This is a genomic window from Streptomyces sp. NPDC091287, assembly GCF_044768525.1.
Taxonomy (GTDB): domain Bacteria; phylum Actinomycetota; class Actinomycetes; order Streptomycetales; family Streptomycetaceae; genus Streptomyces.
The window spans coordinates 157,403-176,417 of sequence record NZ_JBIVUV010000008.1 but is presented as its reverse complement, the minus strand read 5'-3'; the positions used below and the strand labels follow the sequence as shown (position 1 = coordinate 176,417).

Here is a 19,015-nt window from a genome sequence, read left to right as displayed (position 1 = left end):
CCCATCGTCAAGTCAGTTCAGACGCGTATGCGCCTGCGCTTCACAACGGCCTCAGTGCCACCTCACCGGTACCGCCCGGTTCCGAATGTCGCCAGAACCTCGTTGCGAAGGTCCTGGTGCCCCGCAATTCGGCATTCACACATCGCTTACACATCATCGCCGTCACGACCGCCGCTGTCGCGCCAGAAGAATCGCGGCCGCCCCCGAAATCACCAGGAAGAACGCGGCGGACCCGCCCGACATCCACGCCAGTAGGGCCGCGCCGCCACCCCCGAGGTCGTCTTCTCGGACGACCACCTGCGGGTCGTCCGCCTGGTACCGGACGGTCATGGCTGCGCCGACGGACCGCTTGCCGCCTCCGCTGCCCACCGGGAGGTCCGCCACCACGGTCCGCCCGCCGGCCTCGAACTTCACCTCGCACTGGCCCGCCATGCACGCGCCGCTGGTGTGCAGGGTCGCCTGAGCCCGCTCGCCGTCCTGGAGGGAGCGCAGGTGTTCTGCCGCCGGAAACATCACCAGCGCCGACAGCGCCCCCAGGAGCAGGCCGAGAGCCAACGACATCAGCATGGACGCACGGGGCCCCAGCCCGTTCGCGCCGCTGCCTGCCGCACCCGTGTTCGCCGGGGCGCGCACCGCGGACGCGCCCCCGCTCGCTTCGCCGTCCATCTGGCTCGCCCCCCCTTGCCCGTCGGCGCCCAGCCGACGTTCCGCTTCCTCGTCTCCGAGCAGGGTAGGCGGGCGACCGAGGCGATTTCAGGGGGTGATGTCGGCACTGCCGCACCGGCCCCGGCTGCCTGTTGTCGGCAACCACGGCCAGGGGTGTCGGTGCCCTCGCGTACGTTGAGCGCCGTCGCAGTCGAACGGAAGGCACACAGTGAAGGCGTACGAACTGGGGTTCGGGGAATCCGCGGACAAGTTGACGATCCGCCCCGGCAAGCCCATCGAGACCGATCTGCCCGGTGCCCGCGTCGCCGGGTGGTGCGGCGGTCGTGCGCCCGGCATCGGGACGGCCGCGTGGCCCCGGAGCCCCGTCACCGGGCTGCCGATGACCCATGTCATCACCCTCGAACTGCCGGAGGACTACCGGCGCAAGGGCGAGGACCTGGTGGCCCTCTCCTTCTTCCACGCCGACGACCATGTCGCCGACGACATCGAAGGCGTCGCCGAACTGCTGGAGGGCACCGCGCCCACCGCCGAGCAGGCCGCCGATCCGTTCCTCGCCGCGGTGGCCGCGACGGCCGCGGCACGCCATCCCCAGCAGCGGGACCTGGAAGACCTCATCGGCGGCGCGCACGCGCTCCTGTGGCTCACCGCCGAGGAGTTCGCCGCGCCCCGTATCGATCCTCCGGCCGACATCCGCCCGGCCGGCCTCGGCGACCGGTACAGCCGCGGCCAGAACGCCTGGGACGACAGCGCCCCCGAGACCACGGTCTGGCTCGGCGAGCGCACCGGCGACCCCAACACCGGCGGCGGGCCAGACGGCGACGCCGCCGGACAGCCGGGAGACCGTGCCGCCTCCGGTCACGGACCAGGTGGTGGAAGCGCCGTCGGGCAGGATCTCGGGTGGCAGACGCTTGATGTGATACGCCGTCACCGGTCCACCGCCACACGCCCACGTATGCCCATGCCGCACGCCCCCCGACGCTCGCTCCCCCGCGCATTCCCGGCCAGTCTGCCCACGACGGGCCACCGCCACACTGCGGAGAGCGCTTTCCGGCCAAGCATTCCGGTCCGGTAACAACGTTCTCACCGTCCGCCACAAGCCTTTAGGGTTCCTCACGGTTGCCCCTTGAACGTGTTCAGGGGGCTCTCCTGGGGAGGGGGACTGCGAGATGCGCAGTGGAGCGAAGGTCGCCGTGATCGGCGGAGCGTTCGTCCTGGTGGCCGGAGGGATCGGTTACGGGGCGTACAGCATGCTCGGGGACACGGGCAGCGGGGACGGCGGTACGCGGAGCGCGTCCGAGTCGTCGAAGGTGAAGACGGGGCCGCCGAGCGCGGAGGAGATAGCGGAGACGTCGAAGGGCTTCCTCGACGCGTGGGCGTCCGGCGACGCCACGGCCGCGTCGCTCCTCACCAACAACGAGGCGGGCGCGGAGCCGGTGCTCTCCTCGTACGGTGAGGACGCCCGCATCGGCAAGGTGAAGATCACCCCGGGCCCGGCCGTCGGCACGAAGGTGCCCTACACGGTGAAGGCGACCGTCTCGTACGACGGGAAGTCCAAGCCCCTTTCGTACGCATCGGAGCTGACCGTGGTGCGCGGCCTGACGACGGGCAAGGCCCTCGTCGACTGGGCCCCGACGGTCGTGCACCCGCAGCTGACGGAGGGCGCGACGCTGAGGACGGGCGAGTCCTCGACGCCGACGATCGAGGCCGTCGACCACGACGGGAAGGTACTGACCAAGGAGAAGTACCCCTCGCTCGGGCCGATCCTGGACACGTTGCGCGAGAAGTACGGGGAGAGCGCGGGCGGTTCGCCCGGCATCGAGACGTGGATCGAGCCCGCCGACGAGACCCAGCCGGACGTCAACCTGCTGACGCTGGCCAAGGGCAAGCCGGGCAGGGTGCAGACGACGATTGACGCGGGCGCGCAGGCGGCGGCCGAGCGGGCGGTGAAGAAGTTCCCGAAGGCGTCCGTGGTCGCGGTGAAGCCGTCCACCGGGGCGATCCGCGCGGTGGCCAACAACCCGGCGACCGGGTTCAACGCGGCGATGCAGGGGAAGCAGGCGCCCGGCTCCACCCTGAAGATCATGACGGCGGCGATGCTGCTGGAGAAGGGTCTGGTCACGGCGAACGGGGCGGCGGAGTGCCCCAAGGAAGCCAGGTACTACACCCGCACGATCCACAACCTGAAGCACTTCGCCCTGCCGGACGGTTCGACGTTCACGCAGAGCTTCGCCAAGTCGTGCAACACCGCCTTCGTCAAGCTGATCGACGACGTCGACGACGACTCGGCGCTCGCCAAGGAGGCGCGGGAGGTCTTCGGGATCGGTCTGGACTGGAAGACCGGTGTCGTCACGACCGACGGCAGTGTGCCGGAGGAAGTGCAGGGTGAGGCCGCCGCCCAGTACATCGGTCAGGGCACGGTCCAGATGAACGCCCTCAACATGGCGTCCATCACCGCCACCGCCCGCACCGGCACGTTCCGCCAGCCGGTCATCGTCCCGCAGTCCCTGGACAACCGGCAGTTGGCGACGGCCTCGCGATCGCTGTCGCCGTCCGTCACCCAGCAGCTCACGACGATGATGCGCGCCACGGCCGCCTGGGGCACCGGCGCGGAGGCGATGGCCTCGGTGGGCGGCGACAAGGGAGCCAAGACCGGCTCGGCGGAGGTCGACGGACAGGACACCTCCAACAGCTGGTTCACCGGCTTCAGCGACGACCTCGCCGCGGCGGCGGTCGTCCAGACCGGCGGGCACGGCGGCGACGCGGCGGGCCCGGTCGTGGCGGAGGTGCTGAAGGCGGGCGGCTGAGGGGGCGGCTGAGGCCGGGCCCAAGGCCCTACCCCGCCGGCCAGTCCCCCCGCCCCGCCAGGTCCAGCACCAGGGCGGCGATGTTCCACGCGTCGTCGTCGCCCCGGTGGTGGCGGCCCTCCAGCGGGAGGCCGGCCACCTCCAGCGCCTGGGCCATGCCGGGGCGGCGGCGCAGTCCGTACGCAGCGGTGAAGGCGACCTTGGCATTCGTGTGCCGCTGCCCGAAGGGGTATTCCGCGCCCGTCGCCCGGCACTGGCGCGTGAACTGGTTACGGTCGTAGTCGCCCCAACTCGCCCACGGCAGAAGCCCCGTACGGTGCTCGGCCGCCAACACCCGGCAGGCCTCGGCGAAGGGCATACCGGCGTCCGCCTCCGCCTGCGTCAGCCCGGTCAACTCCGTGCAGAACGGGCTGACCTTCGAGCGCGCGGGCCGGACCAGCAGCCGGTGCTTGGCCAGCCGTCGGCCCGCGCGCAGGTCGACGACGGTGAGGCCGATCTCGATGATCTCGCTCACCTGGCCGGGCGGCGGCTGCCCGTCCCAGCAGGTCGCCTCGACGTCGACCACGTTCAGCAGGTGGTCGATGTGCCGTCTCTGCTCGCCCTGCCCGTCCTGCTCGCCCTGCTCGCCCTGCCTGCCCTGCCCGCCCTGCCCGTCCTGCCTGCCCATGTCCATGTCCATGGGTCGAGCGTAGGAGCGCCCCCCGCCCCGGATCATCCGGGTTTCGCCGCCCCGCTCCCGGAGCGCGCGGCGGCAGCGGCCCCGGGCAACTCGGCCCCCGGCACACCCGGTTCGGACAGGGTGCGGAAGAGCAGCCAGCTCAGCAGGGGCATCGCCACGAGCGGCGCCAAGGCGGTCTGCAGGGACGTCGCGTCGGCGAGCGCCCCGACGGCGGGACTGGCCAGGCCGCCGATGCTGACGGTCAGACCGAGGGTGATACCGCTGGCGGTGCCGACGCGGGAGGGCAGGTAGTCCTGGCCGAGCGTGACCTGAAGCGAGAACGGCACGTACAGGCCGGCCGAGGTCAGCGCCAGAAACAGGAAGACGGCCGGGCCGGGCACCCACACCACGCCCGCGACGGCCGCGACCGTGACCAGGTACGACCAGCGCGCGACCGCCACCCGGTCCCACCGGGCGGCCAGGGACCCGCCGAGCACCGCGCCGACCGTGCTGCCGAGGTAGAGCACGAACAGGGCCGCGGTCCCCACGGCGATGCCGCCGCCCAGGCGCTGGCGGACGTACAGCGAGATGAAAGTGCTCAGGCCGATGAACGCGATCGACCGGAAGACCACGGCCAGGGACAGCCTCACGAAGGAGGCGACGTCGTCGCTCCCGGTCGGCGGCGTCGCCGTCCGGGGCCCGGCGGTCTGCCGCTGCTGAAGGACACGCACGACCGGCAGGCACAACGCGGCGCCGACGAGGGCCGGCAGCACGAGCAGGGGCGTCCAGCGCAGCCCTCCGACGCTCATCACGGCGGCGACCATGAGCGGGGCGAGCGCGAAGCCGACCGTGCCGCCCGTGGAGAACCAGCCCATCGCCCGGTGGCTGCCCCGGCCGACGATCCGGGCGACCCGGGCGGATTCGGGGTGGTAGGCGGCCACCCCGATCCCCGACAGCGCGACGAACACCAGGGTGAGCGGATAGGAGCCGCTCAGGCCGCTGAGCGCGATGCCGAGACCGCCGAGCAGCGTGCTCACCGGCAGGAGCCACGGCATGGCCCAGCGGTCGGTGAGCACGCCGAACAGCGGCTGCGCCACGGAGGACAGCAGCGAGGCGGCCAGCACGATGCCCGAGGCGACCGCGAGGGAGTAGGAGCGCTCGGCGATGAAGAACGGCACCAGGGCCGCGACGGAGCCCTGGTAGATGTCGACACAGGCATGGCCCACGGACAGCAGGACGATCGGCGTGTTCCTTGGCATCCCGCCATGTTCCGGCCCGCGGCGCTGTCGCGCTTTCGATAAACTGCCACATGATGACGAACATCCGCCAGAATGCCATCCGGCAGGCTTCCGTCCGCCACGATCCGGTGGCCCCGACCCGCACCCGGCGGCTGGCTCCCGGCGGCTCGATCGACGCCCACCGGCACGACGACCACCAGATCGTCTACGCGGGCCGCGGGGTGCTGACCGTCACGACCGACGCGGGGTCCTGGGTCGCCCCGGCCACGCGCGCGATCTGGGTGCCCGCCGGCACCGTGCACGCGCACCGGGCCTACGGCGAACTCGATCTGCACCTGGTGGGGCTGCCCGTCACCGAGAATCCGCTCGGCCTGGACACACCGACCGTGCTGGCCGTCAGCCCGCTGCTGCGCGAGCTGCTCATCGCCCACACCCGCGCCGAGGGCGGCGACCGCCCCGAACGGGCCCGCCTCCGTGCCGTGCTCCTCGACCAGCTGCGGGCCTCCGCCCAGCAGCCGTTGCACCTGCCCACGCCCACCGCCCCGCTGCTGCGCGCCCTGTGCGCCATCCTGCTGGCCGACCCGGGCGACAGCCGTACGCTCGCCGAACTCGGCCGCCGGGTCGGGGCGAGCGACCGGACCCTGTCCCGGCTGTTCCGCAGCGACCTCGGCATGACCTTCCCGCAGTGGCGCACCCAGCTCCGCCTCCACCACGCCCTGATCCTCCTGACCGAGCGGACGCCGGTGACCGCGGTGGCGCACCAGTGCGGCTGGTCGTCCACCAGCGCCTTCATCGAGGTCTTCCGCCGCACGTTCGGCCACACCCCGGGCTCCCACCGGACGGAGTGAGGCCGCCTCGCGCCCGCCACCCGGAACCCCCTCGCATGCATACGGCACCGACCGTTAGCGTGCAGCCATGAGCACTCCCGAACCCACCGAAACCACTCCCGCCGCCCCCGTCTCCCACGCCCATCCCCGGTTCGCCGAGGCGCTGGCCGAGCTGGGCCTCCAGGTCGAGGTGCGCCGTTTCCCCGACGCGACCCGTACGGCGGCGGAGGCCGCGGCGGCGGTCGGCTGCTCGCTGAGCGAGATCGTCAAGTCGCTGGTCTTCACGGCGGACGGCGCCCCGGTGCTGGTCCTGATGGACGGCTCCTCGCGGGTGGACGTCGAGCTGGTGCGGCGTGAACTGGGCGCGCGGAAGGTCAAGCGGGCGGACGCGGACCTGGTCCGGGAGACGACGGGTTACGCGATCGGGGGCGTACCGCCCTTCGGCCACGCCACCAGGACCCGTGTCCTGGCCGACCGACGACTCCTGGACCACGCGGTGGTGTGGGCGGCGGCGGGCACCCCGCACACGGTGTTCCAGCTCGACCCGAAAACGCTGATCGCCCATGCGGGCGCGACGGTCGCGGATGTGCGCGAGCCCGCCAAGTGACCCCTCTGGTCGCCCTCGCGGTCCTCATAGCCGCCGTCACGCACGCCAGTTGGAACGCCATCGCGCACGCGATCAAGGATCAGCTGGTCTCGTTCACGCTGATCTCCGGCGGCGGTCTGCTGATCGGCGTGGCGATGGCCCTCTTCGCCCCGTTCCCGGCGGCGGAGGCCTGGCCGTACCTGGCGACCTCGGCCGCTCTGCACGTGCTGTACATGCTGCTGCTGATGCGCTCGTTCACGCTCGGCGACTTCGGGCAGATGTACCCGATCGCCCGGGGCACGGCCCCGCTGGTGGTGACGGTCCTGGCGGCGGTGTTCGTCGGCGAGCGCCCGGACGGCTGGGCCACGGCCGGCGTCGCGGTGGCCTCGGCCGGGCTGGTCGGGCTGGCACTGTGGGGCATCCGGGGCTCGGGCAAGCGCCCGCACTGGCCGGCGATCGTGGCGGCCCTCGGCACCGGTCTGGCCATCGCCGGGTACACCACGGTCGACGGCGTCGGCGTGCGCGCCTCGGGCACCCCGCTGGGTTACGTCGCGTGGCTGATGGTCCTGGAGGGCCTGGCGATCCCGGCGTACGCGTACTACCGCCGCCGCGCCGAACTCCTCCCGCAGCTACGGCCCTACGCGGTACGCGGCCTGCTCGGCGCGGCCCTCTCGGTGGCCGCGTACGGGCTGGTCCTCTGGGCCCAGACGAAGGCCCCGCTCGCCCCGATCGCGGCGCTGCGCGAGTCGTCGATCATCGTGGGCGCGGCGATCGGCACGCTGTTCTTCAAGGAGCGTTTCGGGGCCCCGAGGATCGCGGCGGCGGGGCTGATGGTGGTGGGCATCGGCCTGATGCTGCACACGAGTTGACGCCTCCCGCCGTGACGCCTCCCGCCCTGCGTACGCACAGGACGGGAGGCGCCAGGAGGGATCGGGCCGACCAGACCCGCCAGGTCAGGCAGGCAGGCAGGCAGGCAGGCAGGGAGGTCAGGCGGGCCAGGCAGGCAGGCTCAAACGCTCGCCTTCGCCGCCACCTCGTCCTTGTCCCCGTCGTCCCCGTCCGTTCCGCCGGCCTTCCGGGTGCGGACGTATTCGAGGAAGGTGTTCAGCTCGCGCTTGACGACGGGCGCGAGGAGGTAGAGGCCGATGATGTTGACGACGGCCAGGGAGAAGAGCACCGCGTCGGCCAGGTCGATGAGGGTCTGCAGGGTGAGCAGGGACCCGGAGACGGCGAGCAGGGTGTAGAGGGACTTGAAGACGATCTCGCTGGTGCGGCTGCGGCCGAAGAGGTACGTCCAGGCCTTGAGGCCGTAGTAGCCCCAGGTCAGCACCGTGGAGATCGCGAAGAGCAGCACGGCGACGGTCAGGACGTACGGGAACCAGGGCAGCACGGTCTCGAAGGCGTCCGAGGTGATCGTCACGCCGCCGATCGACTCACCGTCGCGCGCCTCGCCCCAGCTCGCCGGGTTGGCGACGACGATGGTCAGCGCGGTCATGGTGCAGATGACGACCGTGTCGATGAACGGCTCCAGCAGGGCGACCAGGCCCTCGCTGGCCGGGTGCTTGGTCTTGACGGCGGAGTGGGCGATCGGCGCGGAGCCGAGGCCGGCCTCGTTGGAGAACGCGGCGCGCTGGAAGCCGATGATCAATGCGCCGAGCACACCGCCCGCGACGCCCTCGGGGTTGAAAGCGCCCTCGATGATCGTTCCGACCGCGCCGGGCACGGCGGTGACGTTGACGAGGATGACGACGAGGCAGGCGACGATGTAGATCCCGGCCATCGCGGGGATGAGCCGGCTGGTGACCGAGGCGATGGAGCGGATGCCGCCGAGGAGCACGATGCCGACGAGGGCGGCGACGAGGACGCCGAAGAAGAGGGCGCCTGCGGAGGATCCCAACGCCCCGTCCTCGCCGCCGGTGACGGAGACGAGCTGGGCGTAGGACTGGTTGACCTGGAAGAGGTTGCCGCCGAAGAGCCCGAAGAACAGGATCATGATCGAGGCGAGGACGGCGAGGACCTTGCCGAAGGTCTTGCCGTTCTTCCCGAAGCGTTCGCCAAGCCCCTTGGGCAGGTAGTGCATCGGTCCGCCGGAGACGGTGCCGTCGGCGTGGACCTCGCGGTACTTCACACCGAGGGTGACCTCGACGAACTTGGTGGCCATGCCGAGGAGACCGCAGAGGATCATCCAGAACGTGGCTCCGGGGCCGCCGATGGAGACGGCGACGGCCACACCGGCGATGTTGCCGAGGCCGACCGTGCCGGAGACGGCGGCGGTCAGGGCCTGGAAGTGGTTGACCTCGCCCGCCGAGTCCTTGTCGTCGTACTTGCCGCGCACCACGTCGATGGCGAGACGGAACTTGCGTACCTGGACGAATCCGAACCAGCCGGTGAAGACGAGGCCCGCCACCACCAGCCAGGCGACGATGAGCGGGAGGTCCGTCCCGCCGACGGGGACGGCGTAGAAGACGATCTCGCCGAGCCATTTGGCTATCGGTTCGAAGAACCCGCTGACGGCTTCGTCGACGTTCTCGGTTATGGATTCGAGTGACACGTTGGCTACCTCGATGACGCGGGAACGGCGGACAGGTGGGGTGTCTTCGCCGGTCGGTGTGCGATGGGGGGACGTTTCTGAAGGGATGAGCGAACGTCGTTGTCCGGTCGGCGACCCGGCGCGTCCCATGGAGTGGACGACGATGACGGTCGCTCTGGCCTGTCACCGGGGCGGTCCCGGCACTCCGCTTCGGCGAGGGTTCCGCCTACGAAGTTGGGCATTTGTACCACGCCGTTTACCTGATCTTTAGTGACGCAGGTCACTTTTCCGGATAGTGAGCGTGAAGATGCTGGGTGGGTGACGTCATCGTTATACGGAACCGCAGATACGTTTATCGGACACCTATGGGCAGGTCGGAGGGGGTGTTTCCGGCCGGGGCCCTCCGGCCGGGGGTCCTCCGGTCGGCGGGGGACTTCCCGCCTCGCTTACCCCGCCGGCCGCCGCGTAGACGGACCGACGCGGCTCATCAACCCGTCGCGACGGCCGCGCAGAACTCCCGCACCGCGACGAGGACCGCCTCCGGCGACTCTTCCAGCAGAAGGTGCCCCGCCCCCTCGATCACCCTGAACTCCGCCCCGAGCCGACGCCGGGCGGCTGGACCCAGGTGGCGCGGGGGCAGAAAGGGGTCGAATCGCCCCGCGACGACCAACGCGGGCACGGAGCGCCGCAGTTCGAGCAGACCGGACGGAAGTGGAGGCGGAGCGAGGCTGGTACGGCAGCAGCGCCCGACCAGATCCATCCACTCCCCCAGGCCGTCGGCCACATGCCCTTGCCCCGGAGCCGCCATGCGACGCACCAGCGCCGTCGAACGCGCGACCGTGGGCCGCAGGAGCCAGGGGACGGTGGCGGCCAAGAGGGGGACGGGAACCCGCAGACGCGTGATGCCGGCGCTGGAGAGCAGCACCCGGCCGACGATCTGCGGGGCGTCGCAGGCGAGGGCGACCGCGCCGCCCAGGGAATGCCCCACGACGACGACCGGCCCCGGCACCGCCGACTCAAGAGCCTCGGTCAGCCACTTCCCGTACCAGGACGAGCGCTTGGTACGAGGCCGTCCGTCCGCGCTGAGCCCCGGCTGGCCGGGCAGATCCAGGAGGACCACATGCCGTTCCCGGGCGATCGCCTCCGCCACCGGCAGACACAGAGCGGCGTTCATGTTCGTCCCCGGCAGCAGGACGACACTCGGCTCCCCGTCACGCGGCTCCGGCCCTGCGGTCACGACTCCGGTGACCCCTGCCGAGGTCACCACGTCACTACAGGCACGGGCCAGGTCCGAGCCGTCGATCCGATGCACGCACCAACGCCGCACTTCCGCTCGCGCCTGCTCGCTCCGGTACACGGAAGTCATGAGGCCGTCCTGGTCGGGGCGTTACCGGTATCGGAGGGCGCGCACCTGGCGATCGGACCGCGAGGTCAGTGCGCGGCGGCGTACGCGACGAACCCCGCCCACGCGGCGGGCGCGACGGCGAGACGAGGACCCCGCACGTTCTTGGAGTCGCGTACGTGGACGGCGTCCGGGGCGGTGGCGACCTCGACGCACTCGTTGCTGTTGCTGCTGTCGCTGTAGCTGCTCTTGACCCACTCCAGCTTGGAAGCGTCCCCGGCAGAGGTCTCGCTGATCATGTCTCTCCCAGTACTTGCTCGATGAAGGCTCTCGACTCCCTCGGGTTGAGAGCCTGCGCCCGCAGGATGCCACACCGCAGCTCGATGATCCGGAGGTGCTTCGGGTCGGAGACCGGTCGGCTTCCGAAGTCACCCTCGGAGCGCCCCACCGCCGATCCGTCCTTGAACTTCAGCACCTGCATCTCACCGCCCATTCCGGCATGCTCGTCGCGACTGGTCGGCATCACCTGAATCTCGACATGGCGCAGTTCGCTTACTTCCAGGAGCCGTTCCAGCTGCCGACGCCACACCATTCTGCCTCCAAGGTGGCGTCGCAGTGTCACCTCTTCCTGGACAAAGCTGAGTTCCGGTGCAGGCGAGCGGCCGAAGATGGACTGCCGGGCCACGCGAGCGGCCACCAACCTCTCCACCTCGTCCTGCGAGAATGCGGGCCTACGCATCCCGAACAACGCCCGCGCGTACTCCTCGGTCTGCAAGAGGCCATGGATGTTGTGGCTGCCGTACGCCGAGAGCTCCACCGCTGCGGCCTCCAGCTTCGCCAGCTCCCGGATCTTCTTCGGGTACCGCACCTCCGCCAGGTCGGACTTCATCGCCGCGAGCTTCCCACCCGCCCCCACCGCCAGGTCCACCGCATCCATGAACTCAGGGCGGGGGATGCGCCGGCCGCCCTCCACCTTGTAGACGAGATCCTCGCCGTACCCCATGGCGGAGCCCAGCTCGCCGGCCCGGAGGCCCGCCGCCTCGCGCCAAGTCTTGATCTGGCGGCCCACCGCCGCGACAACAGCCGCACCCGACTCGTCATCGGGATCGACGTCCCAGCCGGGCTCGTCCACCCCGCCGTCCGCACACTCCGTACCGTCACCGACCACGCTCATGCGAGCCCCCGTTTCCAACGCGTCTGCCGTTCTATTCCCAACCGCGCCCCTTCCCCCACGTCACGGGAGACAGCCGGGACAACACCGGACAAGCCCCGGACACTCACCGTACGCAAGGGCTCGGTCACTGGGCACGGTACGCAGAGACGGCCACGCTGAGTGACATGAATCAAGAAATCCCCCGCACCCAACAGCTCCCCATCGACCGGGCGTTCACCGTGCTGCTCTCCCCCACCCGTCGAGGGGCCCGGCTAGCCCGACTGCTCACCGCAGCCCATCTCGGCGCGTGGGGACTCCCGTCGGAGGCGGAGACGGCGGCGCACATCGTCGCCGAGCTGGCGGCCAACGCCACGGTGCACGGGCGCGTAAAGGGTCGGGACTTCCAACTCGGCCTCACTATCAGCGGAGACACGTTGCGGATCGAGGTCACCGACACGCGCGGCGACAGCATTCCGCCCGGCCCGGGGGCCGTCAAGCCGCCCGAGGACGACGCGGAGACCGGGCGGGGCCTGCTCATCGTGGAGGCGTTGGCCGACCACTGGGGCGTTACCGCCGGGCCCGTTCCCCGTAAGACCGTGTGGGCGGAGATCGACCTCGTACGGTGACGGCGCCCACCGGGTCGTGCGCCGCCGCGACCCGGTACGTCCCGGTAGAACCCCGACCGGATCGTTCTCGTCCGCGACCCGGTGAAGCGCGACGTCAACTACTCAAAGAACCAAGAGAAACAACCCCACCCGACCCACCCCGGCGACCACCTGACGCATCCCAGGAGCTCGTCACCCACACGGGTGAGGTTTTCCAACTGGGCTCGCTTTCGGGCGGGTTGTCCGGCATATGCTCACGCCAGCAACACCCCCACCAGACATACGTCGGCCCCCGACCGGGACTGCAATCCCAACCGAGGGCCTGACCACCAAGGAAGAGACAGCTTCCCGATGGATACCCAGCAGAATACTGCGCTCACGCGCGCCCTGGCAGAGGTTCCCGGACCACTGCCCACCTCCGGCGTGATCCACATCGTCATCCCGCACACCGACCGCTTCACCGTCGTCGGCAACCACCTCGCCCAGCATCCCGACCTCAGCTGCACCGCGATCGGCATCGCCGTACGCATCCAGTCGCTGCCCCAGGGCGTGGAAGTGAGCATCAAGGCACTCGCCGCCCGCTGCCGGGAAGGCGAGAAGCGCATCGCGGCCGGCCTGCGCGAACTGGAAGCCCTCGGCTACCTGCAACGCGTCCGGGAACGACTGCCCAGCGGCCGGGTCATCACCCGCACGGTCTTCTGCAACCAGCCCACCGCGCTGCTGCACCCCCGCAGCCCGGCAGCCGCACCGACACCGCCCCAACCACCCACGCCCGTACCCGTACCCGCACCGGCACCGGCACCGGCACCGGCACCGGCGACCGAACAGCCCATGCCGCCCGAACAGCCCATGCCGTCCGAGTTGCCCGGACCGTCCGAGACGCCCGCACCGGAAACGCCCGCACCCCTCCTCGTACCGCCCCCGCCGCCGCAGGCCTCACCCTCCGTACCGCTACCGCCATCGCTGCCGCTCGTACCGCCCCCGACCGCGCCCAAGCCGCCGCCCCGACCCCTCCCCCGGCCCAACGAACCCACCCCGGAACTCGACTGCGCGGCCACCGCGTTCCTCAGCGACCTGCACCACCACGCACCCCGGTTCATGCTCACCGAGGACGACGTCCGTCAACTGGTCCCCGGCGTCGCGGCCTGGCTCGAACGCGGGGCCCACCCCGACGCCATGCGCCACGCCCTCACCGACGACCCGCCCGTCCCCCTCAGGCGCCCCGCCCTGCTCCTCAAACACCGGCTCACCGAACTGCTCCCACCGCCACCCCCCGGCATCCAGGAACTCGCCGCACTCGCCCGCCGCCCCCACATCACCGTCACGCCCTTCCAGACCTGCGACGCCTGCGACCGAGCCTTCCGCTCCCCCACCCCGGGCCACTGCCGCGACTGCCGGGAAGACCGCGCCTACCGCGAATACCGCACTGAGGACGTACAGACCGCCGCCTGACCGGGAGAAGCGACCCGCCCACCTGAACCCCGCCTCACAAGGACCTGCTCTTCCGGGCCAGGACCCAGACGTAATACCACTGCCCGTTCTGAATTGCACGGGGGCCGTTCTCGACCCTCTCCTGAATCGCTCCCCAGAAGGTTCCGGCCGTGGTCAATCCGAGAGTCGTGAGCACGCGTTCCATCACTGATCCTTCCACGGCGACGAGCAAAGCAGCCGTAGAAGCGACGGTGGCACCGACCACGCTCAGAGATCTTCTTCTTCTGGCAGCCTGGAGCTCGGCCTGCATCACCCGCACCTGATCTTCGATTTCCAGGGTCAGCTTTGCCAGTTCGACTTTGGACTGCTCCGCATTGAGCGCCTCATCCATGGAGAGGAAGCTTGTGCGCAAGAAGTTGCGAAATCCACTGTACGAATCGAATTCATCGACGGTGATTTTGCTGAAGTCCTCCAGAGTGACTCCTTCAATGAAAGGCAGATCGACCTGGAGCACGAGACGGACCAGGCGGTCCTTCACAGGATTGGACTCGGATGAATCGATCACCCTGCCACCCCTGATGATGTAATCGACGGCGGCGACCTGACTCACAGGGTGCGCACTCCGACTGAAGGGCCTCCCAGAGCCCGATGATTCAAATGTTGTACTCGTGGAGTAGCTCGGAAGGTACCAGGCGAGCCCTTCCTTGATTAACCCCTCGGCCTTCAGGAGCCAGGAGCCAAGAGCGTCCAAATCTGGGCAGTGAATCCCGTAGCGGATGATTTGGGTATCACTCCCTCTGGCATGATAAGTATCATCACTGGCCTCGACGTCGGTATGCCTCCTTTCGCCTAGGTGACAATAGGAGGCGTCCGAGCCATGAGACAATAAAAGACAATCCGACACCAGAGTAGCGCGTTTCGTGAGCTGCTCCAATTCGCTACTTTCGACCCTCAGTCCGACATTGAAGCTCTTCCCTATGAACTTCTTTTCGCCCCTGATCTGCGTGCGCCCGAAGCCCAGGCTCCCGAAACGCTCCGGCGTGAACATGAGCTGTCCGTACGCCCGGGCGACCTCCGCCGGGTCACGGCGGCTCTCTGCCGGGAACTGGCCGAACACCTTCCGCATCTGACGTGCGACATCTTTGTCCCCGATCGCTCGTGCGCGCCTCCACATACCGACAGTGTCGGAGGCACCCGTCACCTCTTCAAGCCCACGACCCGCCACGAAACCAGTCGGCCAAGCACTGCCCGCCTCCTACCGCGCGCCCGGGCGCGGCTACGATCCCAGCCCATGACGTCCACCACGCGCAGCGAAGACGAGAACGGGAACGGGAACCTGGACCAGGGCGCAGACCGGTACGAGATCGACACCGACCCGGACCGCATCGACGTCGGCCTGGTGCACCACTGGCTCTCCACCGACGCCTTCTGGGCACTCGGCCGCAGCCGTGACCTCGTCGAGCGGTCCATGCGCGGGTCGCTCAACTTCGGTGTCTACGGCCCCGACGGGGCCCAGGTCGCCTATGCCCGGGTCGTCACGGACCGGGCGACCTTCGCCTGGCTCTGCGACGTCTACGTGGACCCGGCGCATCGCGGCCAGGGCCTGGGCGTACGGCTGGCGACCGCCGTGCGCGACCACCTCGCCCCGTACGAGCTCAAGCGGACTCTCCTCGCCACGCTCGACGCCCACGAGCTGTACGCCAAGGTCGGGTTCGCCCCCGTGGCCGACCCCACGATGCTGATGGTCCTGAGCGCTGAGCAGTAGGTGGGCACCGTGCCGGACAGAGACGGGGCACCGCCTCGCGACGACAGCCTGCACCATGCCCTCGCGGCCCTGATAGCAGGGAAGTTGGGGGCAGAGGTCGAGGCGGTCCGCGACCCGGATACGGGACGGTGGACGCTGGAATGGACGGACGGCGAGACCGTCGAGGCCGTGGAGCGAGCGGTCCGGACTGTCGGCGGCCCGGAGGCTGCGCCGGGTCTCCACCACGGGCTCCACCACGGGCTCGACTACCGGCGGCGGCTCTCCGAGTCGGCCGTCGCCCTCGGAGCCGTACGGCTGGCGACCTCCACGGACGGGTCAGGGCCACGGCCCCCGGTGGACGCGGCCGCCGTCGAGGCGTTCTGGCGGGACGTCCGGCTGCCGAGCCCGCTCACCGAACGCGAGGCGCTGCTCGTGTACGGCCTGATCTACCAGGTCCACGACGACCACCGCCGCAACGAGGCCGAGCCCGAGCAGATCTGCCATCTCGTCCGGCAGGCGGGGCTCGCGATGATCCTTCTCCGCAGGCCGGAGGCGCTGACCCCCGCTGAGCTGCTGACCGCCCGCTACGCCAGGTCGCACGGCCACCCGGCCTGGCGGTACTGCCTGGTCCCGATGGACGACGCGCGGCTCGTACGGGCGGTGCACGAGGACCGGACCGCCACGGCCGAACACCTGAAGGCCGCCCTCACGCTCGCGGCGGCGCTGCCCGGCACCCCGGAGACGGTCACATCCCGGCTCCGGACGCGGCTGAGGTGTCGCGGCTGAGGCATCCGGGTGGGCAGGCGGTCAGTGGGCGATGCCGTCGATCAGTTCCCTCGCCCCCTGGCGCAGCAGGCTGACCGCGACGGAGGTGCCCAGGGTGGCCGGGTCCAGCGCCCCGGCCCACTCGTGGGCGTTGAGGACGGTCTTGCCATCGGGGGTGAAGACCTTGGCCCGGAGCGACAGGTCGCCGTTCCGTTCCACCTGGGCGTACCCGGCGATGGGGCTGTTGCAGTGCCCCTGCAGCACGTGCAGGAACATCCGCTCGGCGGTCGTCTCACGGTGTGCCGCCGGGTCGCCGAGCCCGCTCACGGCGTCGATGAGGTCGCTGTCGCCCTCACGGCACTGCAGGGCGAGGACCCCCGCACCGATCGGCGGGCACATCACCTCGGGCGACAGGATCTCGGTGATGACGTCGGGGCGGCCGATGCGCTCCAGCCCGGAGGCCGCGAGGAGCAGCGCATCGGCGTCACCCGCGGCAAGCTTCTCCAGCCGCCGGTTGGCGTTGCCGCGCATCGGTACGCAGCGGAAGTGCGGGTGCGATGCGGCAAGCTGGGCGGCGCGGCGGACGGACGACGTCCCGATACGTGTCCCGGCGGGAAGCTCGTCGAGGTGCAGGCCGCCGGGGTGGATCAGCGCGTCACGGATGTCGTCGCGCCGGAGGAAGGCGGCGAAGACCGTGCCGGCGGGCAGCGGCCGGTCCGCCGGGATGTCCTTGACGCAGTGCACCGCGAGGTCGGCCTCCCCGGCGAGGAGAGCCGCGTCCACCTCCTTGGTGAACGCGCCCTTGCCCTCAACCGCACTGAGGTCACCCATCCACTTGTCGCCCGTCGTCCTGACCGGGACGACCTCCGTACGGGTGTCGGGGTGGAGGGCGGCCAACTCGGCGCGAACGCGCTCCACCTGGGCGAGTGCCATGGGCGAGTCACGGGACACGATGCGGATCAGATCGGCGGACATGACACTCACGATAGACCGTCAGATACGGGTTCCGACGAGAAGCCCCGATGCCCATGTTGCGCTGGTTCCAAGCATGTTGGACCGCTCGGGCAGGTGTGCGAGAAAGTCGTCGACCCGTGCCTGGTGGTCGCTGGGCCAAGTGGGCTGAGGCAACAGGTCGTCGACGACGTACAGGCCGCCAGGCTCCAGCAGTCCGATGAGGTCGTCCAGGCGATGGAACTTTCCGGGGCGGCAGTCAACGTAGGCGAGAGCGAGAGGCGGTCCGGCGTAGCTGTCGAGCCAAGCTTCGGCGTTTGCCGTCACGAAGGACACGCGGGCGTCGTGGCCCAGGTGACCGGCGGCAACAGCCTGGTGCTCGGGGTCCATCTCGACAGTGGTCAGACGGGCATCGGGGCGCAGGCCGTGGAGCAGCCAGGACGCCCCGGCGCCGACCCCCGTTCCCAGTTCGACCAGGTGCCCACCGGGCTTGGACGCGGCGAGCGTGGCGAGGAGGGACCCGGTCCGGTCCTCGCACGACATGGCGAATCCGAGACGGGTCGCATCCGCGAGAATCGCGTCAAGGGCGGCCGGGCGGAAGTACGGGCGGTCATCCACGGTTGCGCTCCAGGTGTGTGGCCACCTGCTCGGCGGCGAACGTCAGCACGTGGTCCGCGCCCGCGCGGCAGAGCATGGAGAGGTACTCGGTCATGCCCTCGGAGCCCAGCTCTCTCAGCGCAGGCCATTCGCCGGAGGTGGAGTACGCGACGAGCGGTGCCTCCTGGTCAGCCCGGAGCCGTATGAGGACATCGACCGCCGTCATGACCGGCTGGAGGGTGAGTGAGTCCGCGCCCTCGGCGATCCAACGCCGGGCCTGGACCACGGTGTCGCGCTGGGCCCGGCCCGGTTCGAGCTGAAGTCCACGCCGGTGACCGGCGGCCGGGTCTGTGGCCATCAAGGCCTTGAACGGCCCGTACAGCGTCGTGTGGATCGCCAGGTTGGGGTTCACGCCAACGTCACGGAGCCCACTGTCGTCCAAGGCGGCACGGACAGCGCGCACCGAGCCGTCGAGCATCGCGGTGGGCGATACGACATCGGCTCCGGCCTCGGCGTGCTGGACTGCCATCTCACCCATCAGCCGGTAAGTCGCGTCAAGGTCGATGCCTCCGGCGGCGGTGCGCAACACACACTCGCCACTGCTGGTCCAGGAGCAGCCGCACACTTCTGTGGTCACGGCCATGTCCGGTGTGGCTTCTCTGATCGCCGAGACCGCCTGAACCATGAGGTTGCCTGGGGCCAGAGCTGTTGACCCGGCGTCGTCGCGGTCGTGGCCAAGGGCGAAGGCCTTGACGCCCCCGATGCCGAGCCCCCTCCAGCGGGCCACGGTCCGCCGTACGTCCGAAAGCCGCGCCGCCCCAGGGAGCCGTCCGGCCCCTGGGTGCCCGTCAGGGAGCGCGAGGAGCGGGGCACTCAGGTCTGCGGAGGTGAGCGCGGGGCGGGTGTAGAGGGCACGCACGGCGGACCGGGCACGCGAGGGATTGACGCCGTCCGGGCCGACGGCCGGTAACGGCCGTTCGGTGAGTATGGTCATGCACCCAGTAGATACCGACACCCTGTCGGCAAAATAGAGCGCGCGGAATCAGTACAGGGGGGCGCGAGCAGCACGCGAGCGCTTTCCCAGGGAGCCGCCGGAAGCCGGAGCCTCCCCCCCTCGC

At 70.3% G+C, this 19,015-nt stretch carries 20 protein-coding genes and 1 pseudogene; 10 read left to right on the top strand and 11 right to left on the bottom strand.

All coding sequences use genetic code 11. The annotated features are described in order from the left end of the window. Nucleotides 1-162 precede the first annotated feature (162 nt). The gene (locus tag ACIQRW_RS15780; RefSeq protein WP_403759838.1) at nucleotides 163-666 is read right to left on the bottom strand and encodes a hypothetical protein; all 504 of its coding nucleotides are present in this window, start codon (nucleotides 664-666) and stop codon (nucleotides 163-165) included. 208 nt (nucleotides 667-874) lie between these two features. Here ACIQRW_RS15780 and ACIQRW_RS15775 point away from each other — a divergent pair, with 208 nt between their 5' ends. Continuing rightward, complete coding sequence (locus tag ACIQRW_RS15775; protein WP_403759836.1) at nucleotides 875-1,738, top strand: hypothetical protein; 864 nt, start codon at nucleotides 875-877, stop codon at nucleotides 1,736-1,738. 94 nt (nucleotides 1,739-1,832) lie between these two features. Continuing rightward, nucleotides 1,833-3,470, top strand: coding sequence for a penicillin-binding transpeptidase domain-containing protein (locus tag ACIQRW_RS15770; protein ID WP_403759833.1), 1,638 nt, complete (start codon nucleotides 1,833-1,835; stop codon nucleotides 3,468-3,470). 28 nt (nucleotides 3,471-3,498) lie between these two features. Here ACIQRW_RS15770 and ACIQRW_RS15765 read toward each other — a convergent pair whose 3' ends face one another. Both ACIQRW_RS15765 and ACIQRW_RS15760 read right to left on the bottom strand, forming a co-directional pair. Beyond that, nucleotides 3,499-4,149 carry an exonuclease domain-containing protein gene (locus ACIQRW_RS15765; protein ID WP_403759830.1) on the bottom strand — a complete coding sequence of 217 codons (651 nt, stop codon included), beginning with the start codon at nucleotides 4,147-4,149 and terminating at the stop codon, nucleotides 3,499-3,501. Between the two features lie 32 nt (nucleotides 4,150-4,181). Continuing rightward, complete coding sequence (locus ACIQRW_RS15760; RefSeq protein WP_403759827.1) at nucleotides 4,182-5,387, bottom strand: MFS transporter; 1,206 nt, start codon at nucleotides 5,385-5,387, stop codon at nucleotides 4,182-4,184. Between the two features lie 50 nt (nucleotides 5,388-5,437). Here ACIQRW_RS15760 and ACIQRW_RS15755 point away from each other — a divergent pair. The 4 genes and pseudogenes from ACIQRW_RS15755 to ACIQRW_RS15740 all read left to right on the top strand — a co-directional run. Then, nucleotides 5,438-5,644, top strand: a pseudogene (locus tag ACIQRW_RS15755) (AraC family transcriptional regulator); the annotation flags it as partial. Nucleotides 5,645-6,037: 393 nt separating this feature from the next. After that, on the top strand, nucleotides 6,038-6,214 hold the full coding sequence (locus ACIQRW_RS15750; RefSeq protein ID WP_403760300.1) for a helix-turn-helix domain-containing protein: 177 nt from the start codon (nucleotides 6,038-6,040) through the stop codon (nucleotides 6,212-6,214). A 67-nt stretch (nucleotides 6,215-6,281) separates the two neighbouring features. Next, complete coding sequence (locus ACIQRW_RS15745; RefSeq protein ID WP_403759824.1) at nucleotides 6,282-6,800, top strand: YbaK/EbsC family protein; 519 nt, start codon at nucleotides 6,282-6,284, stop codon at nucleotides 6,798-6,800. Next, nucleotides 6,797-7,648 (top strand): EamA family transporter, encoded by an 852-nt coding sequence (locus tag ACIQRW_RS15740; protein ID WP_403759821.1) that lies wholly within the window; start codon nucleotides 6,797-6,799, stop codon nucleotides 7,646-7,648. The genes ACIQRW_RS15745 and ACIQRW_RS15740 overlap by 4 nt, the downstream gene beginning before the upstream one ends. 140 nt (nucleotides 7,649-7,788) lie before the next feature. Here ACIQRW_RS15740 and ACIQRW_RS15735 read toward each other — a convergent pair whose 3' ends face one another. The 4 genes from ACIQRW_RS15735 to ACIQRW_RS15720 form a co-directional block, all read right to left on the bottom strand. Continuing rightward, nucleotides 7,789-9,330, bottom strand: a complete 1,542-nt coding sequence (locus tag ACIQRW_RS15735; protein ID WP_403759818.1) for an alanine/glycine:cation symporter family protein — start codon at nucleotides 9,328-9,330, stop codon at nucleotides 7,789-7,791. Between the two features lie 466 nt (nucleotides 9,331-9,796). Further along, nucleotides 9,797-10,675 carry an alpha/beta fold hydrolase gene (locus tag ACIQRW_RS15730; RefSeq protein WP_403759816.1) on the bottom strand — a complete coding sequence of 293 codons (879 nt, stop codon included), beginning with the start codon at nucleotides 10,673-10,675 and terminating at the stop codon, nucleotides 9,797-9,799. A 65-nt stretch (nucleotides 10,676-10,740) separates the two neighbouring features. Then, nucleotides 10,741-10,950 carry a DUF397 domain-containing protein gene (locus ACIQRW_RS15725; RefSeq protein WP_403759812.1) on the bottom strand — a complete coding sequence of 70 codons (210 nt, stop codon included), beginning with the start codon at nucleotides 10,948-10,950 and terminating at the stop codon, nucleotides 10,741-10,743. Beyond that, nucleotides 10,947-11,825 (bottom strand): helix-turn-helix domain-containing protein, encoded by an 879-nt coding sequence (locus tag ACIQRW_RS15720; RefSeq protein WP_403759810.1) that lies wholly within the window; start codon nucleotides 11,823-11,825, stop codon nucleotides 10,947-10,949. The genes ACIQRW_RS15725 and ACIQRW_RS15720 overlap by 4 nt, the downstream gene beginning before the upstream one ends. A gap of 164 nt (nucleotides 11,826-11,989) precedes the next feature. Between ACIQRW_RS15720 and ACIQRW_RS15715 the strand changes: the two genes are divergently transcribed. Together ACIQRW_RS15715 and ACIQRW_RS15710 are read left to right on the top strand one after the other, a co-directional pair. Beyond that, nucleotides 11,990-12,430, top strand: coding sequence for an ATP-binding protein (locus ACIQRW_RS15715; RefSeq protein ID WP_403759808.1), 441 nt, complete (start codon nucleotides 11,990-11,992; stop codon nucleotides 12,428-12,430). A 330-nt stretch (nucleotides 12,431-12,760) separates the two neighbouring features. After that, nucleotides 12,761-13,861: a hypothetical protein gene (locus ACIQRW_RS15710; protein ID WP_403759806.1), complete on the top strand. Its 1,101-nt coding sequence runs from the start codon at nucleotides 12,761-12,763 to the stop codon at nucleotides 13,859-13,861. A 34-nt stretch (nucleotides 13,862-13,895) separates the two neighbouring features. Here the strand turns inward: ACIQRW_RS15710 and ACIQRW_RS15705 are convergent, their stop codons facing one another. After that, nucleotides 13,896-14,957: a hypothetical protein gene (locus ACIQRW_RS15705; protein ID WP_403759804.1), complete on the bottom strand. Its 1,062-nt coding sequence runs from the start codon at nucleotides 14,955-14,957 to the stop codon at nucleotides 13,896-13,898. Between the two features lie 174 nt (nucleotides 14,958-15,131). Here ACIQRW_RS15705 and ACIQRW_RS15700 point away from each other — a divergent pair, with 174 nt between their 5' ends. Further along, the gene (locus tag ACIQRW_RS15700) at nucleotides 15,132-15,605 is read left to right on the top strand and encodes a GNAT family N-acetyltransferase (protein WP_403759802.1); all 474 of its coding nucleotides are present in this window, start codon (nucleotides 15,132-15,134) and stop codon (nucleotides 15,603-15,605) included. A gap of 9 nt (nucleotides 15,606-15,614) precedes the next feature. Continuing rightward, nucleotides 15,615-16,370, top strand: coding sequence for a hypothetical protein (locus ACIQRW_RS15695; protein ID WP_403759800.1), 756 nt, complete (start codon nucleotides 15,615-15,617; stop codon nucleotides 16,368-16,370). Nucleotides 16,371-16,391: 21 nt separating this feature from the next. Here the strand turns inward: ACIQRW_RS15695 and hemC are convergent, their stop codons facing one another. The 3 genes from hemC to ACIQRW_RS15680 are packed head-to-tail and all read right to left on the bottom strand — an operon-like array spanning nucleotide 16,392 to nucleotide 18,891. Next, entirely contained in the window at nucleotides 16,392-17,324 is a 933-nt protein-coding gene (gene hemC, locus ACIQRW_RS15690; RefSeq protein WP_403759798.1) for a hydroxymethylbilane synthase, read from the bottom strand. Between the two features lie 18 nt (nucleotides 17,325-17,342). Further along, the gene (locus ACIQRW_RS15685) at nucleotides 17,343-17,918 is read right to left on the bottom strand and encodes an O-methyltransferase (RefSeq protein ID WP_403759795.1); all 576 of its coding nucleotides are present in this window, start codon (nucleotides 17,916-17,918) and stop codon (nucleotides 17,343-17,345) included. Then, entirely contained in the window at nucleotides 17,911-18,891 is a 981-nt protein-coding gene (locus tag ACIQRW_RS15680; RefSeq protein ID WP_403759793.1) for a hypothetical protein, read from the bottom strand. Before ACIQRW_RS15680 ends, ACIQRW_RS15685 begins: the two co-directional genes overlap by 8 nt. Nucleotides 18,892-19,015 lie beyond the last annotated feature (124 nt).

Excerpts from the sequence above, each read along its gene's own strand:
- ACIQRW_RS15725 (WP_403759812.1), bottom strand. The coding sequence starts at position 10,950 with ATGATCAGCGAGACCTCTGCCGGGGACGCTTCCAAGCTGGAGTGGGTC.
- ACIQRW_RS15680 (WP_403759793.1), bottom strand. The coding sequence starts at position 18,891 with ATGACCATACTCACCGAACGGCCGTTACCGGCCGTCGGCCCGGACGGC.
- hemC (WP_403759798.1), bottom strand. The coding sequence starts at position 17,324 with ATGTCCGCCGATCTGATCCGCATCGTGTCCCGTGACTCGCCCATGGCA.
- ACIQRW_RS15780 (WP_403759838.1), bottom strand. The coding sequence starts at position 666 with ATGGACGGCGAAGCGAGCGGGGGCGCGTCCGCGGTGCGCGCCCCGGCG.
- ACIQRW_RS15770 (WP_403759833.1), top strand. The coding sequence starts at position 1,833 with ATGCGCAGTGGAGCGAAGGTCGCCGTGATCGGCGGAGCGTTCGTCCTG.
- ACIQRW_RS15745 (WP_403759824.1), top strand. The coding sequence starts at position 6,282 with ATGAGCACTCCCGAACCCACCGAAACCACTCCCGCCGCCCCCGTCTCC.
- ACIQRW_RS15750 (WP_403760300.1), top strand. The coding sequence starts at position 6,038 with ATGACCTTCCCGCAGTGGCGCACCCAGCTCCGCCTCCACCACGCCCTG.
- ACIQRW_RS15700 (WP_403759802.1), top strand. The coding sequence starts at position 15,132 with ATGACGTCCACCACGCGCAGCGAAGACGAGAACGGGAACGGGAACCTG.
- ACIQRW_RS15710 (WP_403759806.1), top strand. The coding sequence starts at position 12,761 with ATGGATACCCAGCAGAATACTGCGCTCACGCGCGCCCTGGCAGAGGTT.
- ACIQRW_RS15730 (WP_403759816.1), bottom strand. The coding sequence starts at position 10,675 with ATGACTTCCGTGTACCGGAGCGAGCAGGCGCGAGCGGAAGTGCGGCGT.
- ACIQRW_RS15765 (WP_403759830.1), bottom strand. The coding sequence starts at position 4,149 with ATGGACATGGACATGGGCAGGCAGGACGGGCAGGGCGGGCAGGGCAGG.
- ACIQRW_RS15715 (WP_403759808.1), top strand. The coding sequence starts at position 11,990 with ATGAATCAAGAAATCCCCCGCACCCAACAGCTCCCCATCGACCGGGCG.
- ACIQRW_RS15760 (WP_403759827.1), bottom strand. The coding sequence starts at position 5,387 with ATGCCAAGGAACACGCCGATCGTCCTGCTGTCCGTGGGCCATGCCTGT.
- ACIQRW_RS15720 (WP_403759810.1), bottom strand. The coding sequence starts at position 11,825 with ATGAGCGTGGTCGGTGACGGTACGGAGTGTGCGGACGGCGGGGTGGAC.